This is a genomic window from Paucibacter sp. B51, from assembly GCF_027863535.1.
In the GTDB taxonomy this organism is placed as follows: Bacteria; Pseudomonadota; Gammaproteobacteria; order Burkholderiales; family Burkholderiaceae_C; genus Paucibacter_A; species Paucibacter_A aquatilis.
Genome location: NZ_JAPIVN010000001.1, coordinates 3,787,300 through 3,800,611, shown reverse-complemented (window position 1 = coordinate 3,800,611; position 13,312 = coordinate 3,787,300). Strand labels below are relative to the sequence as shown.

Sequence of the window (13,312 nt, the reverse complement as noted above, 5' to 3'; positions counted from 1 at the left end):
AGGGAGTCGGGTCAGAGAACGAAAAGGGATAAGCATGGCATCGGGTGCCGGCGTCAATTCAGTCCAGGCGCACGCGCAGCAGCACCGGATGGTGGTCAGACGGGAAACGGCCGGCCTGCGAATCGCTGAGCACGCCGTACTTGAGCACCGTGATGCCGGGGCTGAGGAAGAGGTAGTCGATGCGGGCCGTCATCGGCGCGTCGATCTTGAACGCGTTGAAGGTGCCGACCGGGCCGTAGGGCGGGCTCTGGCTGACCCGGTAGGCATCGCGCAGCGCCGCCTGCATGCGCTGGATCTGCTCGGTCTCGGGGGTCGAGTTGAAGTCGCCCAGGCAGATCACCGGCGCTGTGCCGGCAATCTCCTTGACCTTGTGCAGCAAGAGCTTGGCCGATTCCTTGCGGGCCACTTCACCCTCGTGATCGAAGTGCACCGAGAAGACGAAGAAGCGGCGCTGGCTTTCCCGGTCGCGCAGCTGCACCCAGCTGGCCAGACGGTTGCAGCAGCGTGCGTCCCAGCCTTTGGACGGAACGTCCGGCGTCTGGCTGAGCCAGAAGTCACCACTGCTGAGCGCCTCGAAGCGCGCCTTGCGAAAGAAGATGGCCGAGTGCTCACCGGCACGCTTACCGTCGTCGCGGCCCACGCCAACATGGGCAAACTCCTCCATGCGGGCCAGCTCGTCGATCTGCTCGGGCAAGCCCTCCTGGGTGCCGAAGACATCGAACTCGTGATACCGGATCAAGGCCTTGACGGCCTCGGCCCGCAGAGGCCAGGCGTTTGGCCCATCCGAGGCCAGATTCAGCCGCAGGTTGTAGGTGGCGATCTGAAAGCTGGGGCTGGGGCTGGGGCCGGCCGCTGCCCTCACATTGCAGGCCAGCAGGCCCGCCATGGCAAGGACTGCCAACATCCATCTCATGTGCCGCTCCCTGGCCTGAGGGCCTGACAATGTTCAGCGATATAGGCGGCCTGCGTGGGCATGACCTGCACGCAGCGCGCAATCACCTGCCGGATGTGATCGAGCAACTCCACCGCCTCGGCCTTGGGCGTCTGCTCGGCCAGCGGGTGGTAGCCCCGCGGCTGCAGGCCCTGCCCATTCATCACCTGCAGCCAGCTCAGCTCGGCGAACAGCTCATCGGCCTCGCGCACGATGCGGCCATTGCTGCAGAACAGATCGATCTTGCGCTGCAAGGTCTCGGGCACGGCCATCTGGCGGCAGTGATTCCAGTACGGCGAGTCGTCCCGCGCCGTGACCTTGTAGTGCAGGATGATGAAGTCGCGGATGCGTTCGTATTCGAACTGGGTCTGGCGGTTGTATTCGGCGATGTCGGCCGCGTCGAGCCCGCCATGCGGGAAAAAGCTCATCAGCCGGGCCAGCGCGGTCTGGATCAGGTGGATGCTGGTCGATTCCAGCGGCTCCAGGAAACCACCCGACAGGCCCACGGCCAGGCAGTTCTGATGCCAGGCCTGGCGCCGCCGCCCGGGCTGGAAGCGAATGGAGCGAGCCTCAGCCAGGGGCTTGCCGTCGAGATGACGCATCAGCAGATCGCGCGCCTCGCCCTCGTCCATGAAGCGGCTGGCAAACACATGGCCGTTGCCGGTGCGGTGCTGCAGCGGGATGCGCCACTGCCAGCCGGCGCTGTGTGCGGTGGCCCGGGTCATGGGCAGCAAGGGGCCGGCCGATTCACAAGGCACCGCCCAGGCGCGGTCGCAGGGCAGCCAGTGTGACCAGTCCTCGAAGCCCACCCCCAAGGTCTGGCCCATCAGCAAGGCGCGCATGCCGGTGCAGTCGAGGAAAAAGTCGCCCTCGATCTGTTCGCCGCTGTCCAGGCGCAGAGCGCGGATGCGGCCGTCTTCGGCCGCGCGCAGCACCTCGACGATGCGGCCCTCGCTGCGGCGCGCGCCGCGCTGCTCGGCATGCCGGCGCAGATACGCGGCGTAGAGGCCGGCGTCGAACTGGTAGGCGTAGGCGATGTCGGCCAGCGGCGAGCCGGCCATCTCGGGCCGGGCCCGCATGAACTTGGCCTGGCGAGGCGCGCTGGTGTTGATGGAGTAGTCATCCAGGGCCGAAGCCAGGCCTTCGCGGCGCAGGCGCAGCCATTGGTGGTGAAAACCAACGCTGCCGAACTCCTGGCCGAAGCTGCCAAAGCCATGGATGTAGCGCTCACCCAGCCGGCCCCAGTTGACGAACTCGATGCCCATCTTGAAGCTGCCCTGGGTGGCGCGGATGAAGTCGTTCTCATCGAGGCCCAGGGCGGCATTGAAGTTCTTGATGTTCGGAATGGTGGCCTCGCCCACCCCGATGGTGCCGATTTCCTCCGATTCGACCAGGTGGATCTCGTAGCCCGGCGGCAGCAAGGTGGACAGCGCGGCGGCGCTCATCCAACCGGCGGTGCCGCCGCCGGCGATGACGATGCGGCGCAGGAGCGGCAAACTGGTCACAGGGGGCAAGCTCATGGTGCGTCCCAAGCAGCGCGGTGGCTCAGAGCCGCTGCTCGCTGGCCTGATCGAACAGGGAGGCGCGCGCCAGGTCGAGCTGGAAGCTCAGGGCCTGGTCGGGCTGCAGCTGCACATGGTCTTCGACGATGGCGGCCAGCAGCTGCGCACCGCACTGGATCCATACCACCTGATGGTTGCCCATGGGCTCGATCAGATGGACCACGCCGCGCCAGGCGCCCTGCGGGTCCAGGCGCACATGCTCGGGGCGGATGCCCAGCAGCACGGCCTGCCCGTCGCGCGGCTGCTGCTGGAAGGGGTAAGCAGCCAGATCGGCGCTCAGGGCGCCGCTCAAACCCACCTCGCCGGACGCAGACACGGAGAGCTGACCCGGCACCAGATTCATGCCCGGTGCGCCCAGGAAGCCGGCCACAAAAAGATTGGCCGGCCGCTCGTAAACCTCGGTCGGCGCGCCGATCTGCTGGATCACGCCGCCCTTCATCACCACGATGCGGCTGGCCAGAGTCATGGCCTCCACCTGGTCGTGGGTGACGTAAATCATGGTGGAGCCCAGCTTCTTGTGCAGCAGCTTGAGCTCGCGGCGCAGCTCGGCGCGCAGCTTGGCGTCGAGGTTGGACAGGGGCTCGTCAAACAGCAACACCGCCGCCTCCCGCACCAGGGCGCGGCCGATGGCCACGCGCTGGCGCTGGCCGCCGGAGAGCTGGCCCGGCTTGCGCTGCAACAGCGGCTCCAGCTGCAACATGGCCGCCACGCGCTGCACCCGGCGCTGGACCTCGTCCTTGGGGCAGCCGGCCACGCGCAGACCGAAGGACATGTTCTTCTCCACCGTCATGGTCGGGTAGAGGGCATAGGACTGGAACACCATACCGATGCCGCGCTCGCTGGGGTCGGCAAATGTCATGTCCTGCCCGGCAATCTCCACGGTGCCTTCGGCGATGCTCTCAAAATCAGTCAGGCCGGCAATGCTGTGCAGCAAGGTGGACTTGCCGCAGCCCGAGGGGCCGAGCAAGACCAGGAACTCGCCCTCATAGATTTCCAGGTTCAGGCCCTTGATGACCTCGTGGCCGTCAAAACGGATGCACAGATCGCGGATGCTGACGCCACTCTTGGGCTGTGGGCTCGTCGTCGTACTCATTGTTCTCTCAATCAACCTTTGACCGCACCGGCCGCAATGCCGCGCACAAACCAGCGTCCGGAGACGAAATAGACCAGCAGCGGCACCATGGAGGTGAGGATGGTGGCCGCCATGTTGACGTTGTAGAGCCTCTCACCCGTGGTGGTGTTGATCACGTTGTTGAGCTGCACCGTCATCGGCAAATGCTCGCGGCCGGCGAAGACCAGGCCGAGGATGTAGTCGTTCCAGACCCCGGTCACTTGCATGATGGCCGCCACCACGATGATGGGCGTGGACATGGGCAGCATCAGCTGCACAAAGATGCGCCAGAAGCCGCCACCGTCGATGCGTGCGGCCTTGAACAGCTCCGGCGGGATGGCGCTGTAGTAGTTGCGGAACAGCAAGGTCATCACCGGCATGCTGAAGATCAAGTGCACGGCCACGATGCCGGGAAGCGAGCTGTAGAGGCCCACGGCCGCCATCACCTTGACCAGCGGATAAATCATCACCTGCACGGGAATGAAGGCGCCCAGCATCAGGATGCCGAACAGCACATGGGCGCCGCGCGGCCGCCAGAAACTCAGCGCATAGCCGTTGAGCGCGCCGATCAGCACCGGCAGGATGGTGCTGGGCACGACGATGGCGACCGAGTTCCAGAACCCGGCGCTGATGCCTTCGCAGGACACCCCCGTGCAGACCTCGCTCCAGGCCGCGCGCCAGGGCTCGAGCGTGGCATTCATGGGCAGCGCAAAGAGCTGGCCCAGGCGGATCTCCTCCATGGTCTTGAAGGAGGTGACCAGCATGATGTAGAGCGGGGCCAGGAAGAACAGGGCCGCCGTCAGCAGGAAGGCGTAGATGCCCCAGCGGGCCGGATTGAAGCGTCCGCGCGCTTGAGCGCGGCGTTCGGCTTGTGTTTTCATCATGACAGCAGAGTGGCTCATGCGCCCTTCCCCTTCCGCGCCTTGCGGCTGCGGGCGTAGAAAAACGGCGCCACCAGGGCCAACACGGTCAGCAGCAGCACGATGGCGCCGGCTGAGGCCAGGGCCACATTGGCGCGCCCAAACAGATGGTCCATGATGAACTTGGCTGGCACATCGCTGGCTGTGCCTGGGCCGCCCTGGGTCATGGCCGCCACCGCATCGAACACCTTGACCGCCGCGGTGAACAGCAGCACGAAGACCGTGGCGAAGGAAGCGCCGAGCATGGGCAGGACGATGGACAGGTAAACACGCCAGGGCTTGATGCCATCGATGCGGGCGGCTTTCCAGATGTCTTCATCAATGCCGCGCAAGCCAGCCAGCAGCAGCGCCATCACCAGGCCCGAGGCCTGCCAGACCGAGGCGATCACCACGGTGTAGATCACCATGTCCTGGTCGATGATCCAGTCGAAAGTGAAGTTCTCAAAGCCCATCTGCCGCACCGCCTGCTGGATGCCGTCGGTGGGATTGAGCACCCATTGCCAGACCAGACCGGTGGCCACAAAGGACATGGCATAGGGGTAGAGAAAGATGGTGCGCAAGAGGCCCTCGCCGCGCACCTTCTGGTCGATGAACACGGCCAGCAAGAAGCCGATCACCATGCAAGCACCGATGAAGAGCAGGCCGTAGACCGCGAGGTTCTCCAGCGAGAGCAGCCAGCGCTCGTTGCCAAACAAGCGCTCGAACTGGGCCAGGCCAACGAAGTCGTCCTTGGGAAAGGTGCGCGAGCTGCTCAGGGACACACGCAGCGTCCAGAGCACCGCGCCCAGATAGCCCAGCAGCACGGTCAGCGCCATGGGCAGCAGGGCGGCCCAGGGCGTCAGCCCACGGAGCCGAGAGCTTCGATTCGAAGAACGATTCTTGCGAGACATCAGCGCCTGTGCCCTCAGTTGTTGTTGAGGGCAGCGATCAGGTCTTTTTGCACCTTCTCAACCGGGATGTTGCGGTTCCAGTAGGCGGTCACGATGTCCTGCATGGCACCGTTCTGATCCGGCGTCAGGTAGACCTCGCCATTGCCCAGGTGGCGCGACTTGTCTTTCATGATGGCCACGCCCTGCTGGCCGCAGATGTCGAGCTGGCTGGCATCGACATCGCTGCGCGCCGGGATGGAGCCCTTCTTGATGCTGAAGGCAATCTGCGTGGCCGGCGTGGTGGCCACGGTGGCCAGCAGCTTCTGGGCCTTGATGGCCTCGGGCTGGTTGGTCTTGGGGAAGACCAAGACATCGCCCTGGATGATGTAGGGCGAGTTGGGGCCGAAGCCGGCAATGCAGCCGTAGTCGCGCCCGGCCTCCTGCTTGGCCAGGGCGAACTCGCCCTTGGCCCAGTCGCCCATGAACTGCACGCCGGCCTTGCCATTGATCAGCAAGGCGGTGGCGTCGTTCCAGTTGCGGCCCGGCGAGCCCTTGTCCACATAGCTCTGCAAGCGCTTGAAGCTCAGCAGCACGTTCTTGAACTCGGGCGACATGATGGCCTTGGGGTCGCGGTCGCGCATGACCTTGAGGTAGAGCTCGCGGCCGCCAACATTGCTCAGCACGGCGGCAAACACCGTGTTGTCCTGCCAGGGCTGGCCGCCATGGGCCAGGCCGATCAGGCCGGCGGCCTTGAGCTTGTCGAGCGCGGCAAAGAGCTCGTCCATGGTCTTGGGCTCGGCCGTGATGCCGGCCTTCTTGAAGGCGGCCTTGGAGGTCCAGATCCAGGCCGGCATGTGGATGTTGACCGGCGCGGCGTAGAAGTGGCCCTTGACCTTGATGACCTTGAGCACGGTCTCGGGCAGCACCTGCTCCCACTTGCCGGCGGCGGCCGCTTCATCCACATGATTCAAGAGCCCCTGATCCACCACATCGAGGAACTGCTTGGAGGTGTTGAACTGGGCCGCCGTCGGCGGGTTGCCACCAACGATTCGGTTGATGGCCACCGAGCGCGCCTGCTCGCCCAGGGCCACGGCCGTGTCCTTCCAGGCACCGCCCGCGGCGCTGTAGGCATCGGCCAGGGCCTTGACGGCGGCCGACTCGCCACCCGAGGTCCACCAGTGGATGACTTCGGCCTTCAACGGTGCCGCAGCGGGCGTGGCGGCCGGTTTGGTCTGCGCCTGAGCCATCGCAGCAGCGCCAGTTGCGGCGAGCAAAAGGGCCAGCTTGCCCCAAACATGGTTCGCGTGTTTCATCGGTCCGCCTCTCCAGGCTGCAGGAACTGGGCATACCACTGGCCGCTGGCCTTCAGGGTACGTTGCTGGGTTTCAAAGTCGACGTAGGCCAGGCCGAAGCGGCGCAGATAGCCCTCGGCCCACTCGAAGTTGTCGAGCAGGCTCCAGGCGAAATAGCCCTTCAGCGGCACGCCGGCCGCCATGGCGCGCTGGGCAGCTGCCAGATGGCGTTGCAGATAGCTGCGGCGCTGCACATCCTCGACACGGCCATCGGGCAGCAGTTCGTCCTCGAAGGTCGAGCCGTTCTCGGTCAGATAGACGCAATTGGGCGCGTAGTCGCGCTGGATGCGGGTCAGCAGGGTGACCATGCCTTCCGGGTCCACCTCCCAACCGAAGGCGGTGCGCTCCACGCCGTGCGTCTCGACCACACGGGTGGCGATGGGCGCCACGCCCGGGGCGTTTTCGATCCGCTCAGGGAAGTAGTAATTGACGCCCAGGAAATCGGTAGGCGTGGCGATCTCGCGCAGGTCATTGCTGAGCAGCTGCGGTGCATCCGACCCCAGCAAGGCCAGCACATCCTCGGGGTAGCCGCGGCCATGCAGCGGGTCCAGGAACCAGCGATTGCGCAGGCCATCGTGGCGGATCGCGGCCGCGGCATCCTCGACGCTGTCGCTGGCCGGCGAGATCGGGTGCAGGCTCAGGGTGATGCCCACGTTCGCATCGGGCACCAGGCGCTTGATCAGCGGCACGGCGCGGCCATGCGAGAGCAGCAGGTGGTGGCAGACCAGCAAGGCGGTCTTGTGGTCCTTCAGGCCCGGCGCATGGTTGCCTTCGAAGTTGCCGAGGAAGGCGGTGCAATAGGGCTCGTTGTGAGTGATCCAGTGCTTGACCCGGTCGCCCAAGCGGCGCGTCACCAGCTCCGTGTACTCAAGAAAGGCATCGACCGTGGCCCGGTTGGCCCAACCGCCCTGCTCTTGCAGGGCCTGCGGCAGGTCCCAGTGGTAGAGCGTGGCCCAGGGTTGCAGGCCGCGCTCCAGCATGCCGTCGACCAGGCGGGAATAGAAATCCAAACCCTTTTCATTGACGGCACCGCGGCCTTGCGGCAGCAGGCGCGGCCAGGCGATGGAGAAGCGGTAGGCATTCACGCCCAGCTGCTTTGCCATGTCCAGGTCTTCGGGCCAGCGGTGGTAATGGTCACAGGCCACGGCGCCGCTGCTGCCGTCGCGGATGCGGCCGGGTTCGCTGCAGAAACGGTCCCAGATGGATTCGCCACGGCCGTCTTCCTGCGCCGCGCCTTCGATCTGGTAAGAGGAGGTGGAGCAGCCCCAGCGGAAATCGCTGGGAAAGTCGCGGCGCAGGACATTGGCGCCGCTGTGGCTGGGGTCGGTCTTGAAGTTCATGATCAGGGAGCGGGAGAAAATTGGCTGCAGCTCAAAGCATCGGGCTCTTGGGCCGCGCCGGCACGGACGCGGATGTGGGCGAAGGCGGCGGCAAACGGGGCGTCGGCCGTCAGGCTGAAGGGCGCGCCGATGCGACTCAGATCCGCACCTTGGGCGGCGAAGCAGGCGAGCGGAATCTTCAGGCTGTGGCGCTGCCCAGTAGGCAAGGCGCTGATCACGCGCTGCAGATCCAGCGTGCCACCACAGCCCGGGCCGCATTCCATGCGCAGGCGCACGGGGCGCTGCGGCGCCTGCTCCGGCAGCAGGTCAAACACCAGAGCGGGTGCGGGGTAGACGGTCAGATCGGCTTGCTGGTTGGAGCCGATGTGGAAGGTGGCCGGGCCCATCCAGACCAGGCGCTTGGCATCTTGCTGGGTGTTGATCTGGGTGGTCGAGACACGGATGGCGGGCTGTTCGGCCGGGGCTTCCAGCACGGCATTGAGGTCGGAACCGAGGCCGCGGTTGGGCCAGGCGCCGCTGGGGCTGCCGACATGCATCTGGTAGGGGCCCTGCCCCGTCTGGCGGAAGATCAGCAGCTCTTTGGACACATCGCAACCACCGCTGCGAACGCTGACCGGCAGTTGGCGCACGGTGCCCGGCTTGGCATAGCTGAGGCCATAGCCTGGCTTGAACTGGGGCTGGCTCTTGGCGCTGACGCAAGGCGCCGAGGGCCAGGCAAAAGGCAGCTTGGCACGGAAGTCATGGGCCACCTGGCCGGCCGCGTTCTTGAACAGCAGATCGGCCACGCCCGCACCTTCGCTGCCCGGCAACCAGGCGGCGACGAAGGCATCGGACAGGTTGAGCAAGTCATTCGCGTAGACCGTGCGGCCGCTCAGGAAGACGCTGATCACTGGCACACCGCGGCCGCTGACGGCGCGCAGCACCGCCAGGTCTTCCGGGTAGCGGCGGCTGTGCTGCAAGGTGCTGGAGGGCGAAATGTCGCCCACCCCTTCGGCGTAAGGCGTCTCGCCGATGACGGCGATCACGGCATCGAACTGGCTCGGGTCCACACCGGAGCCATCGGCACTGAAGCTCAGCGTGGCGGCACCGGCCACTTCACGAATTCCAGACAGAATGGACTGCGAGGCCGGGAAATCGGCGTTCTGCGTGTCCGTGCCCTGCCAGGTCATGCTCCAGCCACCGGCCTGGTTGGCCAGGTTGTCGGCGCTCTTGCCCACCACCAGGATGCGCTTGCCCTGGGCCAGCGGCAGAGCGCCGCGCTCGTTCTTCAGCAGCACCAGGGTCTGGCGCACCGCACGGCGGGCCAGGTCTCGGGCCAGCAAGGCCTCGGGCTTGCCAGCCACCGCGCTCTGGCGCGGCGAGGTCTCGAACAGGCCAGCGCGCATCTTGACGCGCAGGATGCGCGTCACGGCATCGTCGATGCGCGACATCGGGATCTCACCGCGCTCGACCTGGGCGATGGTGTTCTGGATGAAGGCGCGCCAGTCCTCGGGCACCATCACCATGTCGATGCCGGCCTTGATGGCCTGCGGGCAGCTGCTGTCGCGGCAGCCTGGCACCTGGCTGATGCCGTTCCAGTCGGACACGACCAGGCCGTCAAAGCCCATCTTCTCTTTCAAGGCCACGGTCAGCAACTCATGGCTGCCATGCATCTTTCCGTAGTCCTTGCTGGCTGGCTTGGCGCCCACATCGGTCCAGCTGTGGAAGGAGGCCATGACTGTTTGCACGCCGGTGGCCAGGGTGGCGTAGTAGCCCTGGCCGTGCACATTGATCATCTGCGCGCGGCTGACCTGGCTGTGGCCCTGGTCGCGGCCGAACTCGGTGCTGCCGTCGCCGATGAAATGCTTGGCGGTGGCCACGACCCGACTGCTGTCGCCGAGCTGGCCTTGCAGACCGCGCACCGAAGCGGCACCGAGGCGCGCCACCACCATCGGATCCGCGGAAAAGCTCTCGTAGGTGCGCCCCCAACGCGCATCCTGGGCCACGGCCAGGGTGGGCGCGAACACCCACTGGATGCCGGTGGCGCGCACCGCGCGCGCCGTGGCCGCCCCGATCTCTTCCACCAGGGCCGCGTCACCCGCGGCACCGAGGCCGATGTTGTGCGGGAACAAGGTGGCGCCACGCACATTGCCATGGCCGTGCACGGCATCCGTGCCCCAGATGATGGGGATGGGGGTGCGTGCGCCGCTGGACATCAAGGCCTCGTGGTAGGCCTGGGACAAGGCGAGCCAATCGGCGACCGAAGCCTCGCGCTTGTTGCCCGGCCAGGCACCGCCGCCATTGAGCACCGAGCCGATGTGATGACGGCCCGCCTCCTCGGGCGTGATGTACTTGATCTCGGGCTGGGTCATCTGCCCGACCTTCTCCGCCAGGCTCATGCCGGCGACGATGGCCCGGATGCGCGCCTCCATGGCCGGGTCGGCGGCGACCAAGCTTTTCACGGCGGGCCAGTCTTTCAGCACACGCGGCGCGGCCTCAACCAGGCCGGTGGAACAGAGCAAGGCAGCTGCGCAAGCCAGGAGGCTGGGCACATGCCGACGGACAGGAGCTGAAGCTGGATGCATGGTTCGTTCCCTCAAAGATCGCGTTCAGGTGCTCGACTGGAGTATCCGGGCAGACCCCGGCAGCTCCCTATCGCGCCTTACCCTCAGTTCGCGGCCTTCACCTCGATGTAGTTGATGTTCCATTCCTTGCCGACCGACTTGATGCGCAGGCTGTGCGTGCCAGCCGGGATGCGGATCACCGGGCTGCTGTAGGTCTTCCAGGTCTGCCAGCCACCGGTGTTGGGCACCGCCAGGCTGTCCAGCTTGCTCTCGCCCAGCCAGACTTCGAAGCCGCTGCTGCCATTGGCCGATGCCAGGCGGTAGTCGATGACAAAGTTGGCCGCACTGGCCACCGAGACCTTGAACTCGATGAAACGATCGGGTTCGAAGTGGCCCACATTCTTGCCGCCGCCCGCATCACTGCAGTCTTCCAGCTGGATGCCGGACATGGCCGTGTAATCCTCGGCCTCAATCCGCGCCGGCAAGGCCACGGCCTCGCTCTTGGTGCCCAGCTCGTCGCTCCGGTAGCTTTCGTCCTCGAGGTCGGTCGCCGTCACGGTGTAGAAGTAGCGCTGGCCAGGCTGGGCCGTGCTGTCGAGGTAGGCCGGCGTCTTCAAACCTTCGGCCAGCAGCACTGCCTTCGCGCTGTCGCCCGGCTGGGTGCTGCGATAGACCTTGTAGCCGCTGAGATCGGCCTCGGTGTTGGCCGCCCAGCTCAGACTGACGCCGGCACCGCTGGTGCTGAACTTGAGCCCGGTCGGACGTGCGGGCAAGGTGTAAAGCGTGGTGCCCGCGCCCTTGAGCTGCTGCAGCAAACCAGGGTGCGGCTCCAGGGCCTGGCTGCCAAAGCTCTTGAACAAGGTCTCGATCTCGGCCAGCGAGGCGGTGTTGAAGTCCAGCTTCAGGCTGGGCTCGAGCACATCCTTGCCCTCCACCGGGGGCTGGGCCAGCAAGTAGATCTCGGCCCAGGTCTCGACACTGCCGTTGTCCTTGAAGACGCCGCTGAATCGATAGCTTTGCCCGCCTTGCAGAGTCACCGCCTGAACGATGGCACCGTTGATGTCACCGCTCACGCCCGCCGGCCGAGTGACGCGCAAGACGGCACCCTCGCCGCCAGTCGGGGTCTGGCCTGCGTCGCGGGCATTGAAATCCAGATTCAAGCTGCCGCTGATCTTGAGCGGGGTCCAGCCTTGGCTGCTGCCGAAACCTCCATTGCTCAACACTTCGGTCTGCGTGGCCTCGTTCACCAAGCTGAGCTTGTCGTAGCTGACATCGGGTCGGCCATTGCCGGTCGCGCCGGTCTTGACGACCAGGTAAAAAGTCTTGGCGCCGCTGCCGCCGACCTTGATGCTCACAGGGCTGCGTGCGCAGGCCTTGGCCAGGCTGCTGTTCCAGCCGGCGCAATCCCAGCTGCTGGCCTTGGCCAGCAGGCCCAGCCCACTGTCCTTGCTGCTGTCCACGGCATTGGTCACCAGGCCCCAGGTGCCGCGGCCATGGCCGCCCTGAGCGCTGACGATCTTGTAGGACCAACTGGTGGCGGCAAAGCCCTTGGCGGCATAGCTGTCATAGGTGGCACGCCCCAGCTTGCCCCCCAGTTCAAGTCCTGCGCCCTGCCAGGGCTGGAACTCCCCCATCAACAGCGGCGTTTTCAGCGTCGTGATCTTCTTGCTCCACTCACAGATGCCGCCCTGCCCTTGCGGGCCGCAGCGCAACCAATCGCGGTGGATGTCGTAGGCGGAATCGTTGGGACGGTCTCCGAAGAGACCGGGATAGGGGTGCAGCTCGAAGGCCACATTGCTCATGCCCTTGGCCGCCGGGTCGCCGTAGACCTCGATATTGCCGTAGTGACTGGGCAGCATGACGATGTGCTTGCTGTCGACCTTGCGGATGGATTGGTAGAGCTCGGTGACACGTGCGGCCATGTCCTCGGGCGTCGAGCCCCAGGGCTCGTTGAGCGGGTCATAGGCGGCCACCACCGGCTCGTCCTTGTAGCGGGTGGCGATCTGCTCCCAGAGCCATTTCGTCCGGTCTTGGTACTCGCTGCTGCTCCAGTACTTGTTCTGGCCCGAACAACCGGTGTGGTCATTGGGCGTCTGCCCACCCACGGCGCCGTGCAGATCGAGGATCACATAAATGCCGCGCTTCTTGGCCTCGGCAATCGCCCCATCCAGGTACTTCCAGGCATCGGCGCGCAGAGTCTTGGGCTGGGCCTCGTCCTCGATCACGCTCCAGAGAATCGGCAGGCGCACGAGGTTGAAGCCAAAGGCCTTGAGCTGATCCCAGTCGCGTTCCTTCATCCAGTTGTCGCGAAACAGCGCGATCAAGCGCTCCTTTTCGGCGCGGCCGAAACGCTCACTCAGCTTGGCCTCCAGCGTGCACTGGTCCACCACACCGGCGGCGCCCTGCTCCATCATCCAGAACTCCTGAACCAACCAGTTGCCCAGATTGGTGCCCTTGAGGGCGACCGGCGTGCCACTGGCCTTGACCCAATGCGCGCCCTGGGCACGCAGGAAGGTGAGGCCCTCCTCGACCGGTACGCTCGGCTCGGGTGTCACCGGGCTGCCGCCCGAAGCGCCGCCACCGCAGGCCGGCAAAGCCAGCACCGCCATGAGGCACAAAGCAGGAATGGCGCCCTGGACTGCGGCGACAGAACGACGAGGAAGGATCGGTGTCATGGGGTTTCC

At 65.8% G+C, this 13,312-nt stretch carries 9 protein-coding genes; all 9 read right to left on the bottom strand.

Annotation, left to right across the window (positions count from 1 at the left end; all coding sequences use genetic code 11):
• Window positions 1-58: 58 nt before the first annotated feature.
• The 9 genes from OOB33_RS16205 to OOB33_RS16165 all read right to left on the bottom strand — a co-directional run bounded on the left by OOB33_RS16205 (window position 59) and on the right by OOB33_RS16165 (window position 13,303).
• Window positions 59-913 carry an endonuclease/exonuclease/phosphatase family protein gene (locus OOB33_RS16205; RefSeq protein WP_271009422.1) on the bottom strand — a complete coding sequence of 285 codons (855 nt, stop codon included), beginning with the start codon at window positions 911-913 and terminating at the stop codon, window positions 59-61.
• Window positions 910-2,451, bottom strand: coding sequence for a tryptophan halogenase family protein (locus OOB33_RS16200; protein ID WP_271009421.1), 1,542 nt, complete (start codon window positions 2,449-2,451; stop codon window positions 910-912). Before OOB33_RS16200 ends, OOB33_RS16205 begins: the two co-directional genes overlap by 4 nt.
• Before the next feature lie 25 nt (window positions 2,452-2,476).
• On the bottom strand, window positions 2,477-3,586 hold the full coding sequence (locus OOB33_RS16195; protein WP_271009420.1) for an ABC transporter ATP-binding protein: 1,110 nt from the start codon (window positions 3,584-3,586) through the stop codon (window positions 2,477-2,479).
• An 11-nt stretch (window positions 3,587-3,597) separates the two neighbouring features.
• Window positions 3,598-4,488, bottom strand: coding sequence for a carbohydrate ABC transporter permease (locus tag OOB33_RS16190; protein ID WP_442953019.1), 891 nt, complete (start codon window positions 4,486-4,488; stop codon window positions 3,598-3,600).
• Between the two features lie 14 nt (window positions 4,489-4,502).
• A complete protein-coding gene (locus OOB33_RS16185; protein WP_271009419.1) occupies window positions 4,503-5,414 on the bottom strand; it encodes a carbohydrate ABC transporter permease in 912 nt (303 codons plus the stop codon).
• 14 nt (window positions 5,415-5,428) lie between these two features.
• Complete coding sequence (locus tag OOB33_RS16180) at window positions 5,429-6,640, bottom strand: ABC transporter substrate-binding protein (protein WP_271010068.1); 1,212 nt, start codon at window positions 6,638-6,640, stop codon at window positions 5,429-5,431.
• A 62-nt stretch (window positions 6,641-6,702) separates the two neighbouring features.
• Entirely contained in the window at window positions 6,703-8,085 is a 1,383-nt protein-coding gene (locus tag OOB33_RS16175) for a GH1 family beta-glucosidase (protein ID WP_271009418.1), read from the bottom strand.
• Window positions 8,086-8,087: 2 nt separating this feature from the next.
• Window positions 8,088-10,526, bottom strand: a complete 2,439-nt coding sequence (locus OOB33_RS16170) for a glycoside hydrolase family 3 protein (protein ID WP_271009417.1) — start codon at window positions 10,524-10,526, stop codon at window positions 8,088-8,090.
• Window positions 10,527-10,732: 206 nt separating this feature from the next.
• On the bottom strand, window positions 10,733-13,303 hold the full coding sequence (locus OOB33_RS16165) for a cellulase family glycosylhydrolase (protein WP_271009416.1): 2,571 nt from the start codon (window positions 13,301-13,303) through the stop codon (window positions 10,733-10,735).
• Window positions 13,304-13,312 lie beyond the last annotated feature (9 nt).

What these genes read in the sequence shown, in the direction of transcription:
- OOB33_RS16175 (WP_271009418.1), bottom strand. Translation starts at nt 8,085, where the DNA reads ATGAACTTCAAGACCGACCCCAGCCACAGCGGCGCCAATGTCCTGCGC.
- OOB33_RS16185 (WP_271009419.1), bottom strand. Translation starts at nt 5,414, where the DNA reads ATGTCTCGCAAGAATCGTTCTTCGAATCGAAGCTCTCGGCTCCGTGGG.
- OOB33_RS16190 (WP_442953019.1), bottom strand. Translation starts at nt 4,488, where the DNA reads ATGATGAAAACACAAGCCGAACGCCGCGCTCAAGCGCGCGGACGCTTC.
- OOB33_RS16205 (WP_271009422.1), bottom strand. Translation starts at nt 913, where the DNA reads ATGAGATGGATGTTGGCAGTCCTTGCCATGGCGGGCCTGCTGGCCTGC.
- OOB33_RS16195 (WP_271009420.1), bottom strand. Translation starts at nt 3,586, where the DNA reads ATGAGTACGACGACGAGCCCACAGCCCAAGAGTGGCGTCAGCATCCGC.
- OOB33_RS16180 (WP_271010068.1), bottom strand. Translation starts at nt 6,640, where the DNA reads ATGGCTCAGGCGCAGACCAAACCGGCCGCCACGCCCGCTGCGGCACCG.
- OOB33_RS16200 (WP_271009421.1), bottom strand. Translation starts at nt 2,451, where the DNA reads ATGAGCTTGCCCCCTGTGACCAGTTTGCCGCTCCTGCGCCGCATCGTC.
- OOB33_RS16165 (WP_271009416.1), bottom strand. Translation starts at nt 13,303, where the DNA reads ATGACACCGATCCTTCCTCGTCGTTCTGTCGCCGCAGTCCAGGGCGCC.